The sequence below is a fragment of the Streptomyces sp. NPDC057302 genome (genome assembly GCF_042667685.1).
Lineage (GTDB): Bacteria > Actinomycetota > Actinomycetes > Streptomycetales > Streptomycetaceae > Streptomyces.
On sequence record NZ_JBHUZJ010000032.1, the window covers coordinates 13,158 to 38,669 of the forward strand.

Here is a 25,512-nt window from a genome sequence, read left to right on the forward strand (position 1 = left end):
GCCATGACCCACGAGAAGACCTCGTCCCAGAGTCCGCCGAAGCCTCCGAGCCGGCCGAAGAAGATCAGGGAGCGCGGCGAACGCGGACCGCTGGCCTCGATCGCGCTCCACGTCGGTCTGCTGCTCGCCTCCGCCACCGCGGTGCTTCCGCCGCTGTGGCTGCTCGTCACCTCGTTCAAGCCGACGAGCGAGGCGTTCTCCACCGACCTGGTCAAGGACTTCACGCTCCGCAACTACGACCACGTCGTGGGCGACACCGAGTTCCTGAGCTGGCTCGGCAACTCCCTGTTCGTCGTGGGACTGACCACGGTGATCGGCGTCTTCATCTCCGCGACCACCGGATACGCCGTCAGCCGCTTCAGGTTCCCCGGCATGCGGTCGCTGATGTGGCTCCTGCTGATCACGCAGATGTTCCCCGTCGCGGTGCTCATCGTGCCGCTCTACAACCTCCTCGCAAGCCTGGGCCTGCTCAACCAGCCCGTCGGCCTGGTCGTCACGTATCTGACGATCGCCGTGCCGTTCTGCGCCTGGATGATGAAGGGGTACTTCGACACCATCCCGGTGGAGATCGACGAAGCGGGACGGGTGGACGGGCTCAACCCGTTCGGCACCTTCTGGCGGCTCATCGTGCCGCTGGCCAAGCCCGGCCTCGCCGTCACCGGCTTCTACAGCTTCATCACCGGCTGGGCCGAAGTCGCGTACGCCTCCGCCTTCATGACCGGCGAGGAGAACCTCACCCTGGCGGGCGGCCTGCAGACCTTCGTCAATCAGTACACCAGCGACTGGGGCTCGCTGACGGCCTCGGCCGTGATCGTCGCGGTGCCCGCGGCGGTGATCTTCGGCTTCGTACAGCGCCACCTCGTCTCCGGCCTGACGGCCGGCGCGACGAAGTCCTGACGCACGCGGCACACACCCCCCTCGCACCCGACCTCTCGATCTCAGGGAAGACATGACCCAGCATCTCGCTGCCCCTGCAGCCCCCGCCTCCGGCACCCACACGGACTGGTGGCGTGGCGCGGTGATCTACCAGGTCTACCCGCGCAGCTTCGCCGACGGCAACGGCGACGGAATGGGTGACCTGGACGGCATCCGTGCCCGCCTTCCCTACCTCAGGGACCTGGGCGTCGACGCCGTCTGGCTCAGCCCCTTCTACTCCTCGCCGCAGGCCGACGCCGGGTACGACGTGGCCGACTACCGCGCGATCGACCCGATGTTCGGCAGCCTCCTCGACGCCGACGCGCTGCTGCGGGACGCCCACGACCTGGGCCTGCGCATCATCGTCGACCTGGTGCCCAACCACTCATCCGACCGGCACGACTGGTTCCGGCGCGCCCTGCGCGAGGGCCCGGGATCGCCCCTGCGCGAGCGCTACCACTTCAGGAGTGGCAAGGGCGAGAACGGCGAACTCCCGCCCAACGACTGGGAGTCCGTCTTCGGCGGCCCGGCCTGGACACGGACGCCGGACGGCGAGTGGTACCTCCACCTCTTCGCCCCCGAGCAGCCCGACTTCAACTGGGAACACCCCGCCGTCCACGACGAGTTCCGCTCCATCCTGCGCTTCTGGCTGGACATGGGGGTCGACGGCTTCCGCGTCGACGTCGCCCACGGCCTGGTCAAGGCCGAAGGGCTGCCCGACATCGGCCGCAGCGACCAGCTCAAGCTGCTCGGCAACGATGTCATGCCGTTCTTCGACCAGGACGGCGTGCACGAGATCTACCGCAGCTGGCGCAAGGTCCTCACCGAGTACGCAGGCGAGCGGATCCTCGTCGCGGAGGCGTGGACCCCGACCGTCGAGCGCGCCGCCGCGTACGTGCGCCCGGACGAGATGCACCAGGCCTTCAACTTCCAGTACCTGGGCACCCATTGGGACGCAGCCGAGCTGCGCGAGGTCATCGATGTGTCGCTGGCCGCGATGCGGCCCGTCGGTGCCCCGGCCACCTGGGTGCTCTCCAACCACGACGTCACCCGCCACGCCACGCGGTTCGCCAACCCGGCCGGGCTCGGCACCCAGCTGCGCACCGCCGGTGACCGGGAGCTCGGCCTGCGCCGCGCCCGCGCCGCGTCGCTCCTGATGCTGGCGCTGCCCGGTTCGGCGTACGTCTACCAGGGCGAGGAGCTGGGCCTGCCGGACGTCACCGAGCTGCCCGACGAGGTGCGGCAGGACCCCTCGTTCGTCCGGGCGAGCGGCCAGGACGGGTTCCGTGACGGATGCCGGGTGCCGATTCCGTGGACCACCGAAGGGTCCAGTTACGGATTCGGGGCGGGCGGCAGCTGGCTGCCGCAGCCCGAGGGCTGGGGCGAGCTCAGTGTCCAGGCGCAGACCGGTGATCCCGCGTCGACCCTGGAGCTCTACCGCCGCGCGCTCGCCCTGCGCCGGGAGCGGCCGGGGCTCGGCGCCGGGGACTCGCTGGAGTGGCTCGACGCCCCCGAGGGTGTCCTGGCCTTCCGTCGCGAGGGCTTCGTGTGCACGGCGAACACCACCGGCGAGACGGTGCGGATCCCGGCCCCCGGCCGGATCCTGCTCGCCAACGCCGAGGTGGAGACGGCGGACGGCAAGGTCGAGCTGCCCGCCGACACCACCGTCTGGTGGGCGGTGTGACCCTCTCCCTGCCGCGGTCCGCCGACCGGGGAGACGGGGGAGACCGGGGAGACCGGGGCGTTCCGCGGCTCGCGGACATCGCGGCCCAGTCCGGCGTCAGCGAGGCCACCGCGAGCCGGGTGCTCAACGGCAAGCCGGGGGTGGCCGCCGGCACCCGGCGCCGGGTGCTCGCCGCACTGGACGTCCTTGGCTACGAGCGGCCGATGCGGCTCAAGCGGCACAGCGCGGGCCTGGTCGGCCTGGTCATCCCCGAGCTCAGCAACCCGATCTTCCCCGCCTTCGCGCAGGTCGTGGAGCAGGTCCTGTCCGGGCACGGCTACACGCCGATGCTGTGCACCCAGATGCCGGACGGGGCCAGTGAGGACGAGCTGGTCGAGCAGTTGGAGGAGCGGCGGGTCAGCGGCATCGTCTTCCTCTCCGGGCTGCACGCCGACACCACGGCCGACCCCACGCGGTATCTCGAACTGCACGCCCGCGGTGTGCCGTTCGTCCTGATCAACGGCTACAACGAGCACATCCCGGTGTCCTTCGTGTCGCCCGACGACCGCGCGGCCGCGCGGATGGCGGTGCGCCACCTCGTGGACCTGGGGCACGAGCGGATCGGCCTGGCCATCGGGCCGACCCGCTACGTCCCCTCGCTGCGCAAGGCGGAGGGATTCACGGCGGCGCTGCACGCGCTGCTCGGCCTGGCACAGGGGGAGGCCGAACAGCTCGTGCAGCGCACGCTGTTCACGGTGGAGGGCGGGCACGCGGCGGCCAGCGCTCTGCTGGACCAGGGGTGCACGGCGATGGTCTGCGGCAGCGACATGATGGCGCTCGGCGCCGTCCGGGCGGCGCGCGAGCGCGGCCTCTCGGTGCCCGGCGACGTCTCCGTGGTCGGCTTCGACGACTCGCCCCTGATCGCCTTCACCGACCCGCCGCTGACCACGGTGCGCCAGCCGGTGCAGGCCATGGCGAGTGCGGCGGTGGGCGCCCTCCTGGAGGAGCTGCACGGAAACCCGGTGCAGCACACGGAGTTCGTCTTCCAGCCGGAGCTCGTGGTGCGCGGCTCCACGGCGCAGCCGCGGCGCTGAGAGGGAGGCCCTCGGCGCCGGCCCCTGGTGGGGCAGCGGGGTGATGAGGTGGCGCCGAGGCCGCTCCGTCCCACGACTCCGGTCCGAACGGCCGGGCGCGTGGGGCCCGTTGTACGGGACCCCCGGCCGCCCGGACCGGAGTCGTGGTTGAACGTAACACCGTCGCAATGTCTTGCGAAAGGTCTTGCGGGGTGCGAGATCCCGGGGGTCCGCGTCTGCTGCCGAGGTGTGCGCGGAGGGTTGACCGGGGTTCCCGGGGGTCGTACGGTCTCGACCGAAAACGGCGTTGAAATCTTTCTGCAACATCCTTCAACGGCCTTACGGGCACGGCGCGTTGCCGGACAAGGTCACACCTGACTCACGCACAGGTCACACCTCACTCATGCAGGAGGCCCTCATGGCTGGCCGAAAGACCAGAGTCCGCAGACCCTTCGCCGCCGCCCTCGCCCTGGTGGCGGGCGCCGCGAGCAGCATCCTCGCCACGGCCCCGCAGGCGCAGGCGTCCCCGCCCGGCGGCAAGGACGTCACCGCCGTGCTCTTCGAGTGGAAGTTCTCCTCGGTGGCCAAGGCGTGCACCCAGCAGCTCGGCCCCGACGGCTACGGCTACGTACAGGTCTCCCCGCCCCAGGAGCGCATCCAGGGCGAGGCGTGGTGGGCCGCCTACCAGCCCGTCAGCTACAAGATCGGCACCCGGCTCGGCGACCGGGCCGCGTTCAAGAACATGGTCGACACCTGCCACACGGCCGGGGTGAAGGTCGTCGTCGACGCGGTGATCAACCACATGACGAACGCCTCCGGTACCGGCTCGGCGGGCTCCGCCTTCACCAAGTACGACTACCCGGGCACGTATTCGGGCGCCGACATGGACAACTGCCGCTCCGACATCAGCAACTACCAGGACCGCTGGAACGTCCAGAACTGCGAACTGGGCGGCCTCGCCGACCTCGACACGGGCGAGGAGTACGTGCGGGGGCGCGTCGCGGCCTACCTGAACGACCTGCTGTCCCTGGGAGTCGACGGCTTCCGGGTCGACGCGGCCAAGCACATCCCCGTGGACGACCTGAAGAACATCAAGTCGCGGCTCAGCGACCCCGGCGCCTACTTCAAGCAGGAGACGATCTTCGGCTCGGGCGAGGCCGTCTCACCGAGCGAGTACACCGCGACCGGCGACGTCCAGGAGTTCCGCTACGGCTGGGACCTGAAGCGGGTGTTCAACGACGAGAAGCTCGCCTACCTGAAGAACTTCGGCGAGGGCTGGGGCTACCTGCCCAGCGGCTCGGCCGCCGTCTTCGTCGCCAACCACGACACCGAGCGGCACGGCCAGACCCTCAACTACAAGGACGGCGCGAACTACACCCTCGCGCACGTCTTCATGCTGGCCCTGCCCTACGGCGCCCCCGACGTGCACTCCGGATACGAGTTCAGCAGCAACGACGCGGGATCGCCCGACGGCGGCCAGGTCAAGGCCTGCTACAGCGACGGCTGGAAGTGCCAGCACGCCTGGCCCGAGATCAGGAGCATGGTCAAGTTCCGCAACACCGCACGCGGGACGGGCATGACCAACTGGTGGGACAACGGCAACGACGCCATCGCCTTCGGGCGAGGCGACAAGGCGTACGTGGCCATCAACCACGAGGGCTCCTCGGTCAGCCGGACCTTCCAGACGTCCCTCGCCGCGGGCAGCTACTGCGACATCCAGAGCGGCAGGAGCGTCACCGTCAACGGCTCGGGCCAGTTCACGGCCACCGTGGCGCCGAACACCGCGCTCGCCCTGCACACCGGGGCGCGGAGCTGCTGAGCGCGGTCCGCCCCGTCTGACCGGCCGCCCGGCCCTCGCTTCCCCGCCGCCGGGCGGCCCCGTCCTCGTACCCCTTCGCGTCCTTCCTCGGCACCCGATCACCCCCTCACCCGCAAGGAGAAACACCCTTGTCCGGCTCCCCTCGCCGCACCGTGGTCACCACGGCCCTCGCCCTGCTCGCCGCGCTCGCGCCCCTGACCGCATCGGCCACCGCCGCGCCCCGGGCAGCGGCCGTCGCGAAGGCGCCCGCCGCGCTCGACCTGTCCACCTCCCGGGCCCAGTGGATCGACAAGAACACCGTCGCCTGGGACGTCCAGGGCGACGCCGCCTCCCAGGAGCTGACGTACGCACACGACGGGCAACTGACCCTCAAGGGCGGCGAACTCGCGGGCAAGGGGCAGCGGATCCGCCTCAGCCCGGTCGAAGGCGGCCTGACCGAAGCCCAGCGGAAGAAGTACCCGCACCTGAAGGCGTACGCGGCCTTCACCGTCGACCCGCGTGACCGCGACCGGGTCCGCACCGCCCTCACCGGCCAGCTCGTCGCCACCCGCAGCAGCGCCGACGGCACCCTGCTCACCGCCACCGGCGTCCAGACCCAGGGCATCCTCGACGACCTCTACAGCGCCACCGCCACCAAGGCCGCCCTCGGTCCGCAGTTCCACGAAGGCCGCCCGACGCTCGCCCTGTGGGCTCCCACCGCCCAGTCCGTCGGTCTCGAACTCGACGGCAAGCGGGTGGCGATGCGGCGCGACGACGCCGGCGGCGTCTGGTCCGTCACCGGCGACAGGAGCTGGTCGGGCAAGCAGTACCGGTACGTCGTGAAGGTGTGGGCGCCCAGCGTCCAGAAGGTCGTCACCAACAAGGTCACCGACCCCTACTCCACGGCGCTCACCGCCGACTCCCGGCGCAGCATCGCCGTCGACCTCGACGACCCGAAGCTCGCCCCCAAGGGCTGGGCGCGGCTGAGGAAGCCGAAGGCAACGCCGTTGCGTGACGCGCAGATCCAGGAGCTGCACGTCCGCGACTTCTCCGTCGAGGACCGCACGGCCAAGCACCCCGGCCAGTATCTGGCCTTCACCGACACGGCGTCCGACGGCATGAAGCACCTGCGCGAGCTGGCCGACGCAGGCACCTCCTACGTCCACCTGCTGCCCGCGTTCGACATCGGCACCATCCCCGAGCGCGCCGCCGACCAGGCCACGCCCGACTGCGACCTGACGGCGCCCGCCCCGGACTCCGACGAGCAGCAGGCCTGCGTCACCAGGACCGCCGCCAAGGACGCCTACAACTGGGGCTACGACCCGCTGCACTACACCGTTCCCGAGGGCAGCTACGCGAGCGATCCCGCGGGCACCCGTCGCACGGTCGAATTCCGGCAGATGGTCCAGGGCCTCAACGGCTCCGGACTTCGCACCGTGATGGACGTCGTCTACAACCACACGGTGGCGAGCGGTCAGGCCGACAAGTCCGTACTCGACAAGATCGTGCCCGGCTACTACCAGCGGCTGATGGACGACGGCACCGTGGCCACCTCCACCTGCTGCGCCAACACCGCGCCCGAGAACGCCATGATGGGCAAGCTCGTGGTCGACTCCCTCGTCACCTGGGCCAAGGAGTACAAGGTCGACGGCTTCCGCTTCGACCTGATGGGGCACCACCCCAAGGCCAACATCCTGGCCGTCCGCAAGGCCCTGGACGCGCTGACCCCGAAGAAGGACGGCGTCGACGGGAAGAAGATCGTGCTCTACGGCGAAGGCTGGAACTTCGGCGAGATCGCCGACGACGCCCGCTTCGTCCAGGCCACGCAGAAGAACATGGCGGGCACGGGCATCGCCACCTTCTCCGACCGGGGCCGCGACGCGGTGCGCGGCGGCGGCCCCTTCGACGAGGACCCCGGCGTCCAGGGCTTCGCCAGTGGCCTGTTCACCGACCCGAACGCGTCGAAGGCGAACGGCACCCCGGCCGAGCAGAAGGCCCGCCTCCTGCACTACCAGGACCTGCTGAAGGTGGCACTCACCGGCAACCTCGCCGACTACACGTTCACCGACTCCGCGGGAAAGCGGGTCAAGGGCTCCGAAGTCGACTACAACGGCGCCCCGGCCGGATACGCGGCGGCCCCCGGCGACGCCCTCTCCTACGCCGACGCCCACGACAACGAATCGCTGTACGACGCCCTCGCCTTCAAGCTGCCCGCGGACACCACGGCCGCCGAGCGCTCCCGCATGCAGGTACTCGCGATGGCGACCGCCACCCTGGCCCAGGGCCCGTCCCTCTCCCAGGCCGGCAGCGACCTGCTGCGCTCCAAGTCCCTGGACCGCAACTCCTACGACAGCGGCGACTGGTTCAACGCGCTGCACTGGAACTGCCAGGACGGCAACGGCTTCGGCCGCGGCCTGCCCCCGGCCGCCGACAACAAGGACAAGTGGCCGTATGGAAAGCCCCTGTTGACGTCCGCGTCCCTGACGCCGGGCTGTGCGGAGATCAACGGCACGTCGGCCGCCTACCAGGACCTGCTGAAGCTGCGGTCGAGCGAGCCGGCGTTCTCCCTGGCCACGACGGGCCAGGTCCAGTCCCGGCTCTCCTTCCCGCTCTCGGGCACATCCGCCGAGACGCCCGGTGTCATCACCATGGAGGTGGGGAACCTCGTGGTCGTCCTCAACGCGACCCCCGACGCGCGGACCCAGCGGGTGACGGGCCTGAAGGACACGGCGTACCGGCTGCACCCCGTACAGGCCAAGGGCGCCGACGCCACCGTCAAGTCCTCCTCGTACGAGAGGAAGTCCGGCACCTTCAACGTCCCCGCCCGCACGGTCGCCGTCTTCGAGCGGGGGTGATCAAGCGGGGGTGAACAAGCAGTCACCCGAAAATGCGTTGCCGCGGTTGCGGAGTGGTTGCTAGCGTCCCGTCGGCGCGAGGGACGCGCGATCTCGGGACAGGGAGGTTGATGAATATGGCTGCCGTCGGCCGTCATCAGCATGCCCTCGTCCGGCCCGCGCGAAGCTGAGCGCGGCCCGGGTCGTTCCAACGACCAGGAGAGACACGTGTCTTCCTCTTCTTCACCCGCCCATGCGGAGTCACCCGCCCCTTCGGACCTGATCACCAAGCGCCTCGTCCTGCGTCCCTGGACCATGGACGAGGCCGCCGCGGTCCTCGACGGCGCCGGGTCCACGCACTGGGCGGACGATTTCCCCGCCGAGGGCGATCGTGTGATCGCGGGCCTCTTCGAGCAGCATCCGGCCTGGCTCGGCGCGTACGGCCACCGGCTGGTCATCGAGCGCGAGAGCGGCGCGGTGGTGGGCTCGATCGGCCTGTTCTGGCCGCCCCATGAGGGCGTCCTCGAGATCGGCTACGGCATCGTGGCCTCCCGCCGCGGCCGGGGCTACGCTCCCGAGGCCACCCGGGCCCTTGCGGAGTTCGCCGTCGCCGCGCCGGGTGTCCACACGGTGTCCGCCGACGTGGAGCTGTCGAACCCGCCCTCGGTCCGAGTGCTGGAGAAGGCCGGCTTCCAGCGGTGGACCACCGAAGGGGACGTGACCCGCTTCAGGTTCATGCGTCCGGAGCAAGGCCTGAGCTGATCCCTGGGGCCCTGGAGGTGTCGCCTTCAGGGCCCCGCTTCCCGTCGTACGTCACCGCACGGTCCCCGGCAGGGCAACAAGCCGGTAGGAGTCGCCCTCGGGGATCACATGCCCGGCGGTGGGCGGCGGGAAGTGGCTGCCCAGGAGCAGGGTGCGGGTGCCGGAGAGTGAGGTGAGGAGCTCCCGGCGGGTCCTGGCCGCGGCGGCGGGGTCGATGTCCACGCAGCTGCCCAGGTCGGGGTGGATCAGCTGGACGGGGTGGTGGATGCAGTCACCGGTGATGAGCGCGTGCTCGCCGGCACTGCTCAGTTCCACCGCCACCTGGCCCGGTGTGTGCCCCGGGGTGGGGAGAAGACGGACGCCCGGCGCGATGTCGGCGCCCCCGGAAGGAACGTCGACGAGGTCGAGCAAGCCCGCGTCCCGGATGGGGTGCACGGAGTCCCGGAACATCTGGCGCCGGGGCTCGTCCATGTCGGCGCCCGCCCAGTACTCCCATTCGGTGCGGGCCGTGACGTAGCGGGCGTTGGGGAAGGTGGGCACCCAACTGGCCCCGTCCGCCCGGGTGTTCCAGCCGACGTGGTCGGTGTGCAGGTGGGTGAGGACGACGAGGTCCACCGTCTCGGGAGCGAATCCGGCCTGCGTCAGCCGCTGCAGGTAGTCGCTGTTCAGGTCGTCCCACGCGGGGTTGGCCCGCTGCTTGCCATTGCCGATGCCGGTGTCGACGAGGATGCGCAGCCCATGGACGTCGATCGCGAAACTGTGGCTTGCCAGCCGCAGGACGCGCTGTTCGTCCGCGAAGTCCGGCTGTAGCCAGGGTGTTCGGGCCACGATCTCGGGAGTGGCTCCGGGGAGCAGCCAGGGGCCCGTCTGGGCGGGCAAGGGCACCTCGTCGACGCGGTGGACGGTGATGTCTCCCACCGTCCAGGTCGGTGCGTCGGGGAGGTCGGTGGCGTCGTCGTGGGTGGTGGTGGGCATGCGGTGTTCCTTTGTGTGGTGTGTGGCGCGGTTCGGTGGATGAGGTCCGGTGGATGCGGTCCAGCAGCTAAAAGCAATGCGTTTGCGTTAAGTCAACGTAGGGCCTATCGTCTCACTAAAGCAAACCATTAGCGTTTGTCTGTCGCCGTGGCGGAAGCCTCGCCCGGCGGCAGTGTGATGACGAGTTGAGAGGGCCCCATGAACGCCGACCAAATCACTCCGCAGGAGGCCGCCCGGGGGGCGCTCCGGGCCGGCCTGCCGCTGGCGGGTGACCGTCACGAGGTGGTGGCATCGACCGCCGGTCATGTCCACTCCGTCATCGCCCTGCTGCGCGAACTGGACTTCGGGGAGACGCCGCCCGCGATGTCCTACTCGGCCGGCCCGGTCCACGCGACCGGCTCGGACTTCACGGCCGAGGTGTCCGGAACGGAGGGCGAGGATGTCGATGCAGCCGTTTGAGTTGTCGCTCGCCGACGCCGCCCGCGCCATAGCCACCGGGGAGTTGTCCCCGGTCGAGCTGACCGATTCGGTGCTGGATCGCGTCGGCGCGGTGGAACCGCGCCTCCAGGCCTATGTCACCGTCGCCGCGGACTCCGCCCGGAAGGCGGCAGCCGAAGCCGAGCGGGAGATCGCCCGGGGGCGCTCGCGCGGCCCGCTGCACGGCGTCCCCATGGGCCTGAAGGACCTGATCGACGTCAAGGGCATGTCCACGACGGCGAGCTCCCGCGTCAGGGCGGACCATGTCGCCGACGAGGACAGCGCCGTCGCCACGCGTCTGTCGGCGGCGGGAGCGGTGCTGCTCGGCAAGACCCACACCCACGAGTTCGCCTACGGGCTGACCACCCCTCAGACGCGCAATGCCTGGGACCACGGCCGTGTCGCCGGCGGGTCGAGCGGCGGCTCGGCCGTCGCCGTCGCGGCGGGAGAGGCCACCTTCGCGCTCGGTACCGACACCGGCGGCTCGATCCGGGTACCCGCCGCGCTCAACGGAGTGGTCGGCCTCAAGCCGACGTACGACCTGATCCCCCGCCACGGTGTGACGTCCCTGTCCTGGTCCCTGGACCACGTCGGCCCCATCACCCGCACGGTGCGGGACGCCGGACTCGTCCTCGCCGCGCTGATGGGTCAGGACCGGCGCGACCCGGCCGCAGGCGCAGGCGGCTGGGCCTCCCCGGAGGCCGGTGACCTCTCGGGGCTGCGGGTGGGCGTGCCGCGCAACTACTACTTCGAGCGGATCAGCCCGGACGTCGAGGAGGGCGTGCGTACGGCCATCGGGCAGCTCCAGGAACTGGGCGCCGAACTCGTCGAGGTCGAGATCCCGCTGGCACGCTACATCCAGGCCACCCTGTGGGGGCTGATGGTCCCCGAGGCGACTTCGTACCACGAGCGCACGCTTCGTTCGGCACCTGATCTGTACACGGCGGACGTCCGCGTCCTGCTGGAGGCGGGCGAGTTCGTGACCGCCGGTGACTACCTCCGTGCCCAGCGCGCGAGGGCGCTGATGCGGGAGGGCTGGGCGCAGATGTTCGGCCACGTCGACGTGATCGCGGCCCCGGCGGTGCCGATGACGGCGGTCCCGTCGGATCAGGACAGTGTGGAGTGGGCGGACGGCACGGTGGAGGCCGTGTCCGACAGCTACGTCCGCCTCTCCTCGCCGGCCAACATCACGGGGGTGCCTGCGCTGACCCTGCCCGTCGGCCAGGACCGCGCGGGCATGCCGATCGGCATGCAGCTGATGGGCCGCCCGCTCGGCGAAGCGACCGTCCTGCGGGTCGGGCGTGCCTATCAGACGGCGGCCGGTTCGGAAGCCTGGCCCCGAGTGGGACGGCTCGCTCCGGTCGCGGCCTGATCGTGGGGCGACGGCACGGGCTAGAAGCAATAAATTTGCGTTAAGGCGTTAAGGTGGAGTCATGAGTCCCAAGCCCATGGCCCGGCCCGGAGGGCGCAGCGCCCGAGTCCAGGAGTCCGTCCACGCGGCGGTCCGTGAGCTGCAGGCCGAGCTGGGGCGCGACGCGCTGACCGTTCCGCTGGTCGCGGCCCGTGCCGGGGTGACGCCGTCGACCGTCTACCGCCGGTGGGGAGACCTGCAGGAGCTCTTGTCCGACGTCGCGGTCGAGCACCTGCGGCCCGAGGCGCTGCCGGCCGACCTCGGCTCCCTGCGTGCGGACCTCGTCGCATGGGCCGAGCAGTTCCTCGACGAGATGGCCTCCCCGCCGGGGCGCGCGTACACCAGGGACGCGCTCCTCGGGGACCCGGACGGGAACAACGCGGGCCAGTGCTCCGACTATGCCGCCGAGCAGATCGGCATCGTCCTGGCCCGAGCGTCGGAGCGGGGCGAGGCCACCCCGGACAGGGAACGGGTGATCGACCAGGTCGTGGCGCCGATGATGTACCGCATCCTCTTCCGCCCCGGCGGACTGGACGCCGCCTACGCGCGCGCACTCGTGGAGCGAAGCCTCTCCACGAACTGAATCCGGTCCGTGAACTGAATCCGGTGGGGTGCGGAACAGAATCAGCATGGAGCGAGTCATCTTCATGCACTTCCGATCGCCAAGGGGGTTTCCCCTATCCGCTAACTGTCGCTATCCGTGGGGCTGCGCCGCCGTGAGGTACGGGCCGCTACCGTTGCCCGCACCTGTTCCCGTCGGGCCCTCTCGGCCCCGGAGGTGAGAGATGGCAGATGCTGGCTCGGCGTCGGTCGGAACGATCCCCGTCCAGCAACTTCGGGCGGGCGACCACGCTTTCGTCAGTTACGCCGACGACGACGCGGGCCGCGACGTGGTATCCGCCTTCGCATGGGCGGGACTCGTGAGGCGCGAGAAGGTGATGGTCTTCGCCGCTCCGCACCTGCACGAGGAACAGGTGTGGGACCGGATGGACGCGCCGGGAGCCCTGCTGGGGTCCGCCCGCGAACACGGGCAGCTGGTGCTCAGCAGCATGCGCGCCCTCATCCACCCCCAGGACGCGTTCACTCCCCACCGGCAGTGGGAGCGCATCGCGCAGGAGACCGACCGGGCGCTGGCCGAGGGCTACAGCGGGCTGCGCACCTATATCGACATGCATTGGGTAGGGGACCTGGGCGCCGACGTCGACGTGATGATGCACCGCGAATCCCACGCCCAGCATCTGTTCGCCGACCGCCCGTACACGGAGATCTGTGCCTACGACAGCCGATGGTTCGAGCCTGACGTCCTGACGGCCATGCACCAGGCACACCCCTGTCGGCTGCTGCCCCGACTGGGCGACCTGCACACGGAACACGCGGAGGGTGTCGTGCAGTTGGCGGGCGAGGCGGACATCGCCACCCGGGAGCGGTTCATCGGCGCGGTGCGCGAGGGGCTCAGGCGCAGCGAGAGTTCCGGACAGCCGCTGACCGTGGACCTGTCGGACCTCATCTTCCTCGGCGTCGCCTGCGCGGTGGACCTGCTGCGGCTGGTCCTGGAACATCCGCACGGACCGGTCCACGTCCACTGCCCACCGGCACAGGCCCGCATACTGCGCCGAGCAGGCGCCGACCAGGTGCCGCACGTGGTGATCAGCGAGGTGGCCCGCTGATGACGACCACACCAGGCCCCCGCGAGGTTCCGGTCCCACCCGTCACCCTGCTGGAATCGCGTTTCACCCAGGACGACCTGCCCCGGCTGCGGATGCTCGTCGAGCAGTACGCGGGCCATCAAGGGCTCCCGGAGCCGCGGCGCAGCGACTTCATCGTGGCTCTGGACGCCGTCGCGGTGAACGCGGTCGAGCACGCGGGCGGTGGCGGCACGCTGGTCCTGCAGCGCAGCAACAGCCATCTCGCCTGCCACATCCACGACATGGGCCCCGGCTTCAGCGCCGACGTCATCCCTGAGCTGGCTCCCGGCCTCGACGGCGGTGCGGGCGGGCGGGGGCTGTGGCTCGCGGGCCTGCTCACCGACGACCTCACCATCTCCGCGGGGCCCGGCGGGAGCAAGGTGACCCTGACCGTGAGTCTGCCCAAGGGGCACGGCTGATCCTCGTGCCCGCCCGCGCCTGGACTGCGCCCCCAGGCATGCGCACATACGCTGACCATGTCCGTTTTGATGCTTTGGTGCGTCTGGAGTTTCATGGTCATCCCGCAGTCCGTGGTCCTGCCGCCCGCCAGGGCCGCCGTGGTCCTGGTGGCCACCGTGGCCCCCGGCGGTGAGGACGCGGTGCGGGAGGCCCTCGCCGATCTGGCGGGGCTGACCCGCTCGGTGGCGTTCCGCTGTCCCGATGACGGCCTGACCTGCGTGGCGGGCATCGGCTCCCAGGGGTGGGACCGGATCGTCGCAGGGCCGCGCCCCCGCGAACTGCACCCCTTCGAGCCGCTGCGGGGCCCCCGCCACCAGGCACCGGCCACCCCGGGCGACCTCCTGTTCCACCTGCGCGCCCGGCGCATGGACCTCTGCTTCGAGCTGGCCCGGCTGATCGTGGAGCGGCTGGGGTCCGCGGTGACCGTCGTCGACGAGGTGCACGGCTTCAAGTACTTCGACGAACGCGACCTGCTCGGCTTCGTCGACGGCAGCGAGAACCCCGGGGGAGGAGCCGCGGCCGACGCCGTGTTCGTCGGCGACGAGGATCCGCGGTTCCGAGGCGGCAGCTACGTGATCGTGCAGAAGTACGTGCACGACATGGCCGCCTGGCAGGCCCTCACCGTCGAGGAGCAGGAACACGTCATCGGACGCACCAAGCAGGCCAACGTCGAACTGCCGGACGACGTCAAGCCGGACGACTCGCACGTCGCGCTCAACACGATCGTCGACGACGACGGGGTCGAGCAGAAGATCGTGCGCGAGAACATGCCGTTCGGGCAGGTCGGCCGCGGCGAGTTCGGCACGTACTTCATCGGCTACGCGCGCACGGCCGCGGTGACCGAGCAGATGCTGCGCAACATGTTCCTCGGCGATCCGCCGGGCCGCACGGACCGCATCCTCGACTTCTCCACGGCCGTGACCGGCGGCCTCTTCTTCGTGCCCGACGCCGATCTCCTGGAGGACCTCCCCGACGTCGAGCCCACCGAAGCTGAAGCCGATCCCGATCCCGATCCCGAGCCCGAAGCCGCGCACTCCCTCGGCATCGGCAGCCTGAAAGGAGCCTGAGCGCCATGACGACCCCCGCCGCCCCGGACAACCTGCACCGCGAACTCGCCCCGATCACGCCCGAGGCCTGGACCGAGATCGAGGAAGAGGCCCGCCGCACCTTCCGCCGCCTCGTCGCGGGACGCCGTGTCGTCGACGTCCCCGACCCGGCAGGACCGAAGCTCGCCGCCGCCGGCACCGGCCACCTCTCCGACATCGCGTCGCCCGCCCCGGGCGTGACGGCGCGCGTGCGCGAGGCGAAGCCACTGGTCGAACTGCGGGTGCCGTTCACCGTCAGCCGGGCCGCGGTGGACGACGTCGAGCGCGGATCGAGCGACTCGGACTGGCAGCCCGTCAAGGACGCGGCACGCGCCATCGCGTTCGCGGAGGACCGGACGATCTTCGACGGGTACCCGGCGGCAGGCGTCGAAGGGCTGCGCGAGCGGACGTCCAATCCGGTGCTCACCCTGCCCGCCGAACCGCTCGCATACCCCGACGCGGTCAGCAGGGCCCTGACGGCGCTGCGGCTGGCCGGAGTCGAAGGCCCCTACGCCCTGCTCCTCGGCGCCGAGGAGTACAGAGAGGTCAGCGAGACCTCCGACCACGGCTACCCGATCGCGGCGCATCTGGGCCGGATCATGGGCAGTGATCCGATCTGGGCGCCCGCCCTCACCGGCGCGTTCGTCCTGTCCACGCGCGGCGGAGACTTCGAACTGCTCCTGGGCCAGGACGTGGCGATCGGCTACACCGCGCACGACGCGAGCGGCATCGAGCTGTACCTCCAGGAGACGCTCACCTTCCTGACGTACACGGACGAAGCCGTCGTCGTCCTGCGACACTGAGCGCGTGAAACGCTGGCTGCCCCTCTCCGCGGTGCCCCGACTTGCAGGAGCGGCGGTCGGCGGCGCGGTGATCGGCGCGGTCGTCGGCGTGCTCACCAAGACGCCGCTCGGCATCCTCGCCGGAATCGCCGGTGCCGAGACGCTCTTCGTCGTGGCGGGCTGGATCGTGCTGTGGCCCATGGACGCCACCACCACCCGCCACAACGTGCGGCACGAGGAGTTCCGTCCCGTCGTCGAGGAACTCGTCGTGGTCGGGGCCGCCGTGTGCGGCCTGATCGGCATCGTGGTGCTGCTCCTGCTCGGCGACTCGGGCATGGGCCACGTCGCGGCCGCGACGGCACTGGGCGGTGTGTTCATGGCCTGGGCGACGCTCCACCTGATGTACGCGGCCCGGTACGCGTACCTCTACTACCTGGACCCCGCGGGCGGGATCGACTTCAACTCCGACGACCCGCCCGCGTACAGCGACTTCCTCTACTTCAGCTTCAACCTCGGCATGACCTACCAGGTGTCCGACACGGACGTCTCCAGCTCCGAGATCCGTGCGGTGGTCCTGCGCCATTGCCTGCTTTCCTACGTCTTCGGCGCGAGCATCCTGGCCACGACCATCAACCTCGTCGCGGGCATCGTCACGGGATGACCGTGGCGTCGGGCGGTCAGTCCTTCGCGGTGTGGCGCCGCGCCTTGACGGTGTAGTTGGTGCGGGTGGAGGGCTGCCCGTCGGGGCCCGTCAGGGAGTGCTCGTGGGTGTCGCAGACGAGTACGTCCCACTGCCCGGCCGGAAGGTCGAGGGAGGCCTGGACCTTCTGGGGGCTCGGGAAGTCCACGCCGGGGTGCGGCTCGGTGTCCCAGGCGGGGAAGCCCATGTGGCCGACGATCAGGAGGGTGCCGCCCGGCGCGACGGCCGCGGCGGCGGAGCGCAGGATCTCCTCGCGCGGCATGTCGTGCATCGAGTGCAGGAACTGGGCGGAGACCAGGTCGTAGCTGCCCGCGGGAGCGGACTCGCCGAGATCGTGCTGCTGCCAGTCGACGCGGTCGGCGACCCCCTCCTGCGCCGCGTGCTCGGCCGCGCGGCCCAGGGCGACGCGGGAGATGTCGGTGGCGGTGACGCGCCAGCCCTGCCGTGCGAGCCAGATCGCGTCGCCGCCCTCTCCACAGCCCAGGTCCAGGGCGCTGCCCGGGGTCAGCCCCTCGGTCTCGCGGACGAGTGCGGCATTGGGTTCGCCGCTCCACAGCCGGCCGCTCTGCTGGTAGCGCTCGTCCCAGAACGCCGCGGCCGAGTCGGCGCTGGAGGTGACGGGGGCGCTGGAGGTGGCGGGGGCGGTGGGTGCGCCGGTGCGGGTGCCGTCGTGGGAGGCGGTGTGCTGGTCGCTCATGTGGGCTCCTTCTGCTCTGCGACAACCTTGCGCGAGGCCACCTCCGCTTGACAAAGTTCTTTGCCGCATCGGCAAATGGTGAGATGAGCGACGAGGCCGCACCCGCGGATGAACTCACGGATGTCCTGACCGCCGTCGGACCGCGGCTCCGTGCGCTGCGCAAGGCGCGGGGCGCCACCCTGGCCCGGCTGAGCGAGGAGACGGGGATCTCCCTGTCCACGCTCTCGCGGCTGGAGGCCGGGCAGCGCGAGCCGACCCTGAAGCTCCTGCTGCCGCTGGCCAAGGCGTACGGCGTCCCGCTGGACGAACTGGTCGGCGCGCCCCAGACCGGCGATCCGCGCATCCACCCGAAGCCCTTCATGCGGCACGGCAACACCTGGGTCCCCCTGACGCGGTACCTGGGCGGCATGCACGCCTACAAGCAGGTCATGCCGGTCGCCAAGAAGGGCGGCGAGGGCGCCCACCGGACGACACGCCCCGAGCAGGGCATGCACGAGGGCTACGAGTGGCTCTACGTCCTCTCGGGCCGCCTGCTGCTCGCCCTGGGCGAGCACGACCTGGTCCTCGCCGCGGGTGAGGCCGCGGAGTTCGACACCCGCACCCCGCACGGCTTCGCCAACGCCGGCGACACCCCCGTCGAGTTTCTCGCTCTGTACGGGGCGCAGGGCGAGCGCATGCACGTACGCGTCAGGCCGGGCAGCAAAGGCGAAGCCGCAGGTGAAAGCGGCGGGGGAGACGACGGGGGCGGGGAGTGAGCGGTCAGACGGTGCGCAGCGCAGGGTCGCTGCGGCCGGGCTCGCCCGTCTCCACGTGTCCGGCGAACCGGCGCAGATAGGCGCGGTCGCTGTCGGACCGGACGCGCAGGTCGTACCAGCGCTTGCTGTGGCCGAGGTCGACCCAGCGGGTCCGCCGGCCGCCCGCCGCGAGGGTGAGCTCGGTGCTCTTGCCGCCGTAGGCGTTGGTGACGGTGAGGCGGCAGGCGGTCTTGGCCGGGTTGGTGAAGGTCAGCTTGAGGCGGCCGGTGCTCGCGTCGTGGCGGCCGGTGATCTCCGGGCTCGGGGTCGCGGCCGTGCCCGCGTAGGTGCGCAGGTAGCCGCCCGGGCCGTGCACGGTCAGGTCGTACGTTCCCTCGGAGGGCCCGGTGCTCCAGGTGTCGGAGATCTTCTTGCCGGCCGCCGCGGTGTAGGTCCAGGGCCCGTCGTCGCGGTTGCCGGAGGTGACGAGGAAGCACGCGCCGGTCTCGTCACCCGGGGCGAAGGTGAGCTTGATGCCGCCGTTCGAGGGCTTGACCGCAGCGGTGACGAGGGGCGCGTACGGCAGGGGCCGGGTGGGCCTCGCGCCCTTCTCCTGCTTGGGCAGGGCCGGGGCGGCCGGAGGCGAGGGGGTGTAGCTCTCGTGCCGCTCCTGGTCCGGCGGCTGATAGCCGTCGGTGCTCGGCAGGTCCGCGTGCTTGGTGTGCTTGAGGCCGAAGTCGAAGGCCGAGGTGAGGTCGCCGCAGATGGCGCGGCGCCAGGGGGAGATGTGCGGTTCGTGGACACCGAAGCGGCGCTCCATGAACTGGATGACGGAGGTGTGGTCGAAGACCTCGGAGCAGACGTAGCCGCCGGTGGACCAGGGGGAGACGACGAGGGTGGGGACCCGCATGCCGAGCCCGTAGGGGCCCGCGCTGTACCCGCTGTCGCCGGGGAAGACGTCGAGCTTCGTGTCGACGGTGGACGCGCCCCAGGAGGAGTCGGCCGGCGGGTAGGGCGGCGGCACGTGGTCGAAGTAGCCGTCGTTCTCGTCGTACGTGATGAACAACGCGGTCTTGCTCCACACCTCGGGGTTGGACGTCAGCGCGTCCAGGACCTGGGAGATGTACCAAGCGCCGTAATTCGCGGGCCAGTTGGGATGCTCGCAGAACGCCTCCGGAGCGGCGATCCAGGAAATCTCGGGGAGTTTCCCGGCCTTGACGTCCGCCCGCAGGTCATCGAGGAGATCACCGCCCTCCTTGACGTTCGTTCCCTTGCACGCCTTTTCGTACAGGGCGTCGCCCGGCTTGGCGTTGCGGAACTTATTGAAGAACATCAGGGAGTTGTCGGCGTAGTTCCCGCGGTAGGCGTCCTCCAGGCAGCCCCACAGGCCGTCCTCGGTGAGTCCGTCGCCGGTGTCCTGATAGACCTTCCATGACACCCCGGCCTTTTCCAGGCGCTCGGGATAGGTCGTCCAGTCGTACCCGGCTTCTTCGTTGCCGAGGACCGGTCCGCCGCCCTTGCCGTCATTTCCGGCGTGCCCGGAGTAGAGGTAATAGCGGTTGGGGTCGGTCGCGCCCATGAACGACGAATGGTAGGAGTCGCAGACCGTGAAGGCGTCGGCCAGCGCGTAATGGAACGGTATGTCTTCCCTGGTCAGATGGGCCATCGTCCCGGAGGTCTTGGCCGCGATCCAGTCGTCGTACTTTCCCTTGTTCCACGCCTGATGGCCGGTTTCCCAGTCATGGCTCAGCCCGGCGATGAACTGCATGCCCAGATCGTCGGCGTCCGGGTGGTACGGCAGGACTTCCTCGCCGCCACCGGACTGGTGCCACACCGATTTGCCGCTCTCCAGCACCAGTGGGCGGGGATCGCCGAATCCCCGTACGCCGTTGAGCGTCCCGAAGTAGTGGTCGAAGGAGCGGTTCTCCTGCATGAGCACCACGATGTGCTCGACGTCGTCGATCGACCCGGACCTGGCGGCGGCCGGAATGCCGGCGGCGCGCATGATGCTGGCGGACAGAGCCGCGACACCGGCGGTGCCACCCGCTGCCTGGAGGAAGCGTCGTCGGTTGAATGCGGGCATGAAGCTGTACCTCTGGAACGTGGGGGATAGAGGGCCGGTCACCGTAGTCAGGACCGACCTCGCGACGTCAAATAGTGCGGAGAAGAGGTGAAGAACCAGGGATATTTCACCTGCGGAAGCAACGCGGCGGCCCTTCGGGGCATCGCCGAGCGACAGTGGTCACGTACCGAACCGGAGGATCAGCAGCCCATGCCAGACGCAGTCGACGCCCCCGTCATCCTGAGCGACGCACCCGGCTCCTTTCCGCGCAGCGTGCTCGCCGAGCGGCATCCCGCGCTCATCAAGAAGGTCCGCGACGCCTTTCCGTACGGCCCGCGACAGCATCGCGCCCTCGACGCCCTGCTGACACAGGCCACCCAGGGAGTGATCGAGCCGCTGGGGCCCGGCGCGCACGACCGCCACCTGTGGGAAGCCTGGGGGAGCGAGCACTTCGGCCGGTCCTGGTTCGACGTGCCCTTCCTGTGGGCCGAGAGCTACTTCTACCGCCAACTCCTCACGGCCGTCGGGTACTTCGAGCCTGGGCCCTGGCAGGGAATCGACCCGTTCCGCCCGTTCAAGCAGGCGGAACTGCACACCGGGGAGGCCGACGCGGAACTGGCCGCGCTCGACGGACTGACCCGGCGGCCCCCCGACCAACAGCGTCAGGCGCTGCTCCTCGGCTCCCTGTGGGGAAACCGCGCGGACCTGGGCTTCGCCGTGGGCGGCGGCGCGGCCGGGGCCGCCGACTCGCGTCTGGTCGCCGACGACTCCGCGCTGCTGTGGTCCCTGCTGCCCGAGGGCGGCGCGGGCACGCTGTGCCTGGTCGCCGACAACGCGGGGCGGGAGCTCCTGCCCGACCTCATCCTCGTCGACCACCTCCTGCGGCATCAGCACGCCGAGCGGGCCGTCCTGCACGTCAAGTCCTACCCGTACTACGTCTCGGACGCCATGACCGCCGACGTGATCGACTGCCTGCGCCACCTGAAGGGCGCGCGGGGCGTCGCGGCCGACGTGGGCGAGCGCCTGTGGTCGGCCATGGGTACCGGCCGGCTCACCGTCCGTAGCCACGCCTTCTCCTGCGCCCCGCTGCCGTACGCGGACATGCCCGACGACCTGCGCCAGGAATTCGCCGACGCCGACGTGACCGTCATGAAGGGCGACCTGAACTACCGGCGGCTGGTCGGCGATCAACTGTGGCCCGCCACCACGCCGTTCGACGAGCGCACCGCGTACTTCCCCGGACCGGTGGCCGCCCTGCGGACGCTGAAGTCCGACGTGATCGTGGGACTCGACGAGCGGACCGAGGCGACGCTCGTCGCCGAGCACGGCCGGCAGTGGCGCACCGGTGGCACCCACGCCCTGATCCAGGCGCGGCGGTGACCCGGCGTCTCCGGATGAGTTTAAGGCTTTGCCTTTCGCCCTCGTGGTCGTTATCGTTTTGAACGGTCCTGTTGTCTCCGATAGAGGTGGACGTTGCGCATCTGAGGTTCGCGAACATCGCGCCGTACGGCCTTCGCCGTACGCCCGTCACGCCGCAGCCGGCCTTGCCGTGCCGCCCGTGACCCCGCGTGGATGCGACCTCGGTGCATGAGCCGTCCCCCGATCTCCCGGACCGCCGCACCCCTCTCCCGGCCGGTCGCCGCGTGGTGCTCGCATACGACGCCCCTGCCCACCGTGCCTGCGACTGCGAGAGTCACCATGTCTGTACCCACCACGCCCACCGCCTCCCTCACCTGCTCCGCCCTGTCGTTCCAGTGGCCGGACGGCACGAGCGCCTTCGACGGGCTCTCCGTCAGCATCGGACGGGGCCGGACCGGGCTCGTCGGCGCCAACGGCGCGGGCAAGTCCACCCTCCTGCGCCTGCTGGCCGGTCAACTGCGCCCGTCCCATGGGTCGGTGACCGTCGGCGGCAGCCTTGCCTATCTGCCGCAGAACATCACCCTCGACACCAGCCTGCGCGTCGACCAGGCCCTTGGCATCGCCGAGCGGCGTGACGCGCTGCGCGCCATCGAGTCCGGCGATGTGCGCGAGCAGCACTTCGAGACGATCGGCGACGACTGGGACGTCGAGGAACGGGCCCTGGCCCAACTGGGCTCACTCGGCCTCGGAAACGTCGAACTCGACCGGACCGTGGGCCAGTTGTCCGGCGGGGAGACCGTGCTGCTGCGCCTGGCCGCGCTGCTCCTGGAGCGCCCCGACGTCCTCCTCCTCGACGAACCGACCAACAACCTCGACCTGTTCGCGCGCCGCAGGCTCTACGAGGCCGTCGATTCCTGGCGCACCGGCATCCTGGTCGTGGTCAGCCATGACCTGGACCTCCTTGAGCGCGTGGACCGCATCGCCGAACTGCGCGCCGGATCGGTGAGCTGGTACGGCGGCGGCTGGTCCGCCTACGAGGAGGCGCTGGCCACCGAGCAGGAAGCGGCGGGGCGGATGCTGCGGGCCGCCGAGGCCGACGTACGCCGCCAGAAGCGCGAACTGGAGGAGACGCAGGTCAAGGTGGCCCGCCGCCAGCGGCACAGCAAGAAGATGGACGCCCAGCGGCGCGCGCCGCGCATCGTCGCGGGCGAGAAGAAGCGCTCCGCGCAGGAGTCGGGGGACAAGCTCCGGGGCCTGCACGAGGAGCGGCTCAGCGAGGCGCGCGAGCGGCGCGAGGAGGCGGCGGACGCGATCCGCAACGACGCCGAGATCCGCGTCAGCCTTCCGCACACCGCCGTGCCCGCAGGCCGCACGGTGCTGACCCTGCGTGAACTGCGCCCGCGGTTCGGCACGTTGCGGGAGGGCAGCCTCCAGGTGCGGGGACCCGAACGGATCGCCCTCGTCGGGCGCAACGGCGCGGGCAAGACGACGCTCCTGCGCACTCTCACCGGGGAGCTGGCCCCGCTCTCCGGCGAGGTCGCGACGTCCGTGCCGCTGCGGTTCCTGCCTCAGCGCCTCGATGTCCTGGACGACGGATTGAGCGTCGCGGCGAACGTCTCGCGCCTGGCTCCCGGGCTCACCGACAACCACATTCGCTCCCAGCTGGCACGCTTCCTGTTCAAGGGGGCGCGCGCCGAACAACTGGCGGGGACCCTCTCGGGCGGCGAGCGCTTCCGCGCCGCGCTCGCCGCGATGATGCTGGCCGCCCCGGCCCCTCAGCTCCTGATGCTCGACGAACCGACCAACAACCTCGACCTGGCCAGCGTGCGCCAACTGACCGGCGCGCTCGCGTCGTACGAGGGAGCACTCCTGATCGCCAGCCACGACCTGAGCTTCCTGGAGTCGGTCGGCATCACCCGCTGGGTGCTCGTCGCCGAAGAGCTCCAGGAGACCACTGCGGATGAGGTCCGCGATCTTCTGGCGGCGCCACAGACGGCGGAGAACCCTGGGCCGGAAACGATGGGGAACGGGTGAGTCTCGGGAGCTGGGCGCTGACGGGTCGGGCCAACACCGCGCTGTACGGGGCTACTTGCCCGGCGTGGGTGACTGCGCTGAGCTGCTGGAGCGGGTGACGGCCTCGAAGACGAGCGGGAGGTTCAGGTGCCGGGCCATCAGGACGAGGTGGGCCCGCTCCTGTTCCTCGGGGACTCTGCCGCCGGGCATGGCCTTCAGCCGCGCGTGGTCCGGCAGCGGCGGCCTGCCCTGGCCGCGCGCATGGGCCGCGTGCAGCACGACGGCCGCGGCCTGGGCCGCGACGAGGTCGAAGTCGTCCGGCAGGTCGGTCTCCTGGTCGGCCAGGTCCGCCACGGCCAGGGCCGGTGCCCCGCTCCACCACGGGCTCAGGACGCGCTCGCCCTCACGGATCTCGGCGAGCCGGCGGAGCAGTTCCACCCGCCAGTTCCGCCACCAGAACAGAGGCTGCGGAGCGAGGACGAGCTGCCCGCTGTCCTCGCCGAGCCGTGTCGCCACCTTCCACAGCTGTTCCATCGCCCGGCAGTCGCGGCGCTCCTCGCGCCGGGAGCTGAACACCAGCCTGGCCAGCGCGAAACTGGCGGCCACACCGCTGGCGATGGTGGCGAACCATGCCCCCTCGGCCAGGAAGTCGAGACGGTGCGTGCCCGTGCTGACGGCCGAGATCACCGCGGTGAGCGTCAGGGCGATGTTGACGATGTCCAGGGCCACGGCGGTCGCGAAGGCCTTCAGGCTCTTCTGCAGGGCCACGTCGAGGTCGGGGCGCCCCGGCATCACGACTCCCCGGCACTGCTGCATGGTGACCAGCGCGGTGGCGACGATGGCGGCCGAGTAGACGACCTGGAAGGCGACGACCTGCCAGGTGTCGGCGTAGGCCGCGGAGTAGCGCAAGGGTGTCGCGGGGCCCTGGACGTCCGCCCAGACGTAGAGGACGGCCATGAGGAGGATCGCGGAGCCGTACACCGGCGCCCAGGTCGCGATCGTGCGGCGCAGGGCGGCCCGCTCCTTGCGGGCCGGGTGCCAGAGCTGAGTCATCAGGTGGGCGTGGCCGAGGCACAGCACGGTGGCGGAATCGACGACGAGCGCCGGAAGGTTGGCGGAGCCCAGGGCCGCCCCCACGGCCCGGTAGACGGCGGGCGTGCAGAGCAGGAAGATCACGCCGCAGTGGATCAGGACCGAGGCCGTGAGCTTGAGCGTGAGATCCGGATTGCCCCGGGCGGCCTGGGCCTTGGCGAACCCCAGGGTCAGGGCGAAGGCGGCGATGGCCAGATTGACCGTGGTGAGGATCAGCTGCCACATCAGTGGAACCGCCGGTTGGCGAAGGCGGAGGTCAGTGACCCCGCGCCCTTCTTCCCGGTCAGCTGGAGCGCGGCGACCGTCCCGAAGGCCTCCGCGCGCCACTCGGCCTTGCGCTCGAAGGTCGTACGGAAGAAGACGGGGCCGCTCAGTACCTCGTCCACCAACCCCGGTGGCAGGGAGGCCAGTTCACTCTCCAGGGCGTCGGAGCCCTGGAAGTGGTGGCCGCTGACGCAGTCGTCCTCCTCGCCCTCGACGAGGTGGAAGAGCTCGTGGCCCAGGATGAAACGCTGGTGGTGCGGGCTGGTGTTGGTGGTGATGACGATGCGGTCCCCGTCCTTGCCCGGCAGGCACATGCCCGTCGCCTGCGGGCTCAGGGAGCGCTGGACGATCTCGATGGGACGGCCGCGCTTCCTCCCGACGGCCTCGACCAGGTCCAGGAGACCGGCGTCGGGTTCCAGCGCGAGGTCCTTGTAGATGAGACGGGCCGCGCGCCGTTCCTCCATGCTCCAGGCGAGGCGTTTGCGCAGGGCGGTCGAGACCCGTCCGGGGACCAGGCGGCCGGGGCCGGTGCGGTGCGCCGGCTCGGGGGTGCCGGTGGAATGCATGGGGTCAGCCCTCCCAAGGTGCGTCGCGCGCCGGGTGTCGGCTACCCGGCGTGTGACGGTCATCCGGAGAGGCATGGGCACTGAAGGATGCGGGCGTCGCCCGTGT

Annotated in this window: 21 protein-coding genes and 1 pseudogene; 17 read left to right on the forward strand and 5 right to left on the reverse strand. The window is 70.7% G+C overall.

What is annotated here, in order from left to right; translation table 11 throughout:
• The first annotated feature begins 3 nt into the window (after positions 1-3).
• From ACFUPX_RS22465 to ACFUPX_RS22490, 6 genes and pseudogenes are all read left to right on the forward strand, one after another.
• Positions 4-897, forward strand: coding sequence for a sugar ABC transporter permease (locus ACFUPX_RS22465; RefSeq protein WP_383325456.1), 894 nt, complete (start codon positions 4-6; stop codon positions 895-897).
• Between the two features lie 52 nt (positions 898-949).
• Positions 950-2,599, forward strand: a complete 1,650-nt coding sequence (locus ACFUPX_RS22470; RefSeq protein ID WP_383325250.1) for an alpha-amylase family glycosyl hydrolase — start codon at positions 950-952, stop codon at positions 2,597-2,599.
• Positions 2,587-3,672, forward strand: coding sequence for a LacI family DNA-binding transcriptional regulator (locus ACFUPX_RS22475; RefSeq protein ID WP_383325252.1), 1,086 nt, complete (start codon positions 2,587-2,589; stop codon positions 3,670-3,672). The genes ACFUPX_RS22470 and ACFUPX_RS22475 overlap by 13 nt, the downstream gene beginning before the upstream one ends.
• A 397-nt stretch (positions 3,673-4,069) precedes the next feature.
• Positions 4,070-5,467: pseudogene (locus ACFUPX_RS22480) on the forward strand (alpha-amylase family protein); the annotation flags it as partial.
• 131 nt (positions 5,468-5,598) lie between these two features.
• Positions 5,599-8,304: a pullulanase-type alpha-1,6-glucosidase gene (gene pulA, locus ACFUPX_RS22485; RefSeq protein ID WP_383325255.1), complete on the forward strand. Its 2,706-nt coding sequence runs from the start codon at positions 5,599-5,601 to the stop codon at positions 8,302-8,304.
• Positions 8,305-8,511: 207 nt separating this feature from the next.
• Positions 8,512-9,045 carry a GNAT family N-acetyltransferase gene (locus ACFUPX_RS22490; protein WP_383325258.1) on the forward strand — a complete coding sequence of 178 codons (534 nt, stop codon included), beginning with the start codon at positions 8,512-8,514 and terminating at the stop codon, positions 9,043-9,045.
• A gap of 51 nt (positions 9,046-9,096) precedes the next feature.
• Here ACFUPX_RS22490 and ACFUPX_RS22495 read toward each other — a convergent pair whose 3' ends face one another.
• The gene (locus ACFUPX_RS22495) at positions 9,097-10,020 is read right to left on the reverse strand and encodes an MBL fold metallo-hydrolase (RefSeq protein ID WP_383325261.1); all 924 of its coding nucleotides are present in this window, start codon (positions 10,018-10,020) and stop codon (positions 9,097-9,099) included.
• 198 nt (positions 10,021-10,218) lie between these two features.
• Here ACFUPX_RS22495 and ACFUPX_RS22500 point away from each other — a divergent pair, with 198 nt between their 5' ends.
• The 8 genes from ACFUPX_RS22500 to ACFUPX_RS22535 all read left to right on the forward strand — a co-directional run bounded on the left by ACFUPX_RS22500 (position 10,219) and on the right by ACFUPX_RS22535 (position 16,580).
• Complete coding sequence (locus ACFUPX_RS22500; RefSeq protein WP_383325264.1) at positions 10,219-10,479, forward strand: hypothetical protein; 261 nt, start codon at positions 10,219-10,221, stop codon at positions 10,477-10,479.
• On the forward strand, positions 10,466-11,869 hold the full coding sequence (locus tag ACFUPX_RS22505; protein ID WP_383325459.1) for an amidase: 1,404 nt from the start codon (positions 10,466-10,468) through the stop codon (positions 11,867-11,869). Before ACFUPX_RS22500 ends, ACFUPX_RS22505 begins: the two co-directional genes overlap by 14 nt.
• Before the next feature lie 61 nt (positions 11,870-11,930).
• Positions 11,931-12,491 (forward strand): TetR/AcrR family transcriptional regulator, encoded by a 561-nt coding sequence (locus ACFUPX_RS22510; RefSeq protein ID WP_383325267.1) that lies wholly within the window; start codon positions 11,931-11,933, stop codon positions 12,489-12,491.
• 202 nt (positions 12,492-12,693) lie between these two features.
• Positions 12,694-13,575, forward strand: coding sequence for an MEDS domain-containing protein (locus tag ACFUPX_RS22515; RefSeq protein WP_383325270.1), 882 nt, complete (start codon positions 12,694-12,696; stop codon positions 13,573-13,575).
• Positions 13,575-14,012 (forward strand): ATP-binding protein, encoded by a 438-nt coding sequence (locus ACFUPX_RS22520; RefSeq protein ID WP_383325273.1) that lies wholly within the window; start codon positions 13,575-13,577, stop codon positions 14,010-14,012. Before ACFUPX_RS22515 ends, ACFUPX_RS22520 begins: the two co-directional genes overlap by 1 nt.
• A gap of 93 nt (positions 14,013-14,105) precedes the next feature.
• A complete protein-coding gene (locus tag ACFUPX_RS22525) occupies positions 14,106-15,119 on the forward strand; it encodes a Dyp-type peroxidase (protein WP_383325276.1) in 1,014 nt (337 codons plus the stop codon).
• Between the two features lie 5 nt (positions 15,120-15,124).
• Positions 15,125-15,940 (forward strand): family 1 encapsulin nanocompartment shell protein, encoded by an 816-nt coding sequence (locus ACFUPX_RS22530; RefSeq protein ID WP_383325279.1) that lies wholly within the window; start codon positions 15,125-15,127, stop codon positions 15,938-15,940.
• A 4-nt stretch (positions 15,941-15,944) separates the two neighbouring features.
• Positions 15,945-16,580: a DUF1345 domain-containing protein gene (locus ACFUPX_RS22535; RefSeq protein WP_383325282.1), complete on the forward strand. Its 636-nt coding sequence runs from the start codon at positions 15,945-15,947 to the stop codon at positions 16,578-16,580.
• Positions 16,581-16,596: 16 nt separating this feature from the next.
• On the opposite strand, the gene ACFUPX_RS22540 is transcribed toward ACFUPX_RS22535, so the two are convergent.
• Entirely contained in the window at positions 16,597-17,316 is a 720-nt protein-coding gene (locus tag ACFUPX_RS22540) for a class I SAM-dependent methyltransferase (RefSeq protein WP_383325284.1), read from the reverse strand.
• A gap of 83 nt (positions 17,317-17,399) precedes the next feature.
• Here ACFUPX_RS22540 and ACFUPX_RS22545 point away from each other — a divergent pair, with 83 nt between their 5' ends.
• Positions 17,400-18,071 carry a helix-turn-helix domain-containing protein gene (locus tag ACFUPX_RS22545; protein WP_383325287.1) on the forward strand — a complete coding sequence of 224 codons (672 nt, stop codon included), beginning with the start codon at positions 17,400-17,402 and terminating at the stop codon, positions 18,069-18,071.
• Between the two features lie 4 nt (positions 18,072-18,075).
• Here ACFUPX_RS22545 and ACFUPX_RS22550 read toward each other — a convergent pair whose 3' ends face one another.
• Positions 18,076-20,133, reverse strand: coding sequence for a phosphocholine-specific phospholipase C (locus ACFUPX_RS22550; RefSeq protein ID WP_383325290.1), 2,058 nt, complete (start codon positions 20,131-20,133; stop codon positions 18,076-18,078).
• 189 nt (positions 20,134-20,322) lie between these two features.
• Between ACFUPX_RS22550 and ACFUPX_RS22555 the strand changes: the two genes are divergently transcribed.
• Positions 20,323-21,492 carry a damage-control phosphatase ARMT1 family protein gene (locus ACFUPX_RS22555; protein WP_383325293.1) on the forward strand — a complete coding sequence of 390 codons (1,170 nt, stop codon included), beginning with the start codon at positions 20,323-20,325 and terminating at the stop codon, positions 21,490-21,492.
• A 318-nt stretch (positions 21,493-21,810) separates the two neighbouring features.
• Positions 21,811-23,505 carry an ABC-F family ATP-binding cassette domain-containing protein gene (locus ACFUPX_RS22560; RefSeq protein ID WP_383325296.1) on the forward strand — a complete coding sequence of 565 codons (1,695 nt, stop codon included), beginning with the start codon at positions 21,811-21,813 and terminating at the stop codon, positions 23,503-23,505.
• A gap of 51 nt (positions 23,506-23,556) precedes the next feature.
• Here the strand turns inward: ACFUPX_RS22560 and ACFUPX_RS22565 are convergent, their stop codons facing one another.
• A complete protein-coding gene (locus tag ACFUPX_RS22565; protein WP_383325299.1) occupies positions 23,557-24,801 on the reverse strand; it encodes a DUF6545 domain-containing protein in 1,245 nt (414 codons plus the stop codon).
• Positions 24,801-25,406: an ImmA/IrrE family metallo-endopeptidase gene (locus ACFUPX_RS22570; protein WP_383325302.1), complete on the reverse strand. Its 606-nt coding sequence runs from the start codon at positions 25,404-25,406 to the stop codon at positions 24,801-24,803. The genes ACFUPX_RS22565 and ACFUPX_RS22570 overlap by 1 nt, the downstream gene beginning before the upstream one ends.
• Positions 25,407-25,512 lie beyond the last annotated feature (106 nt).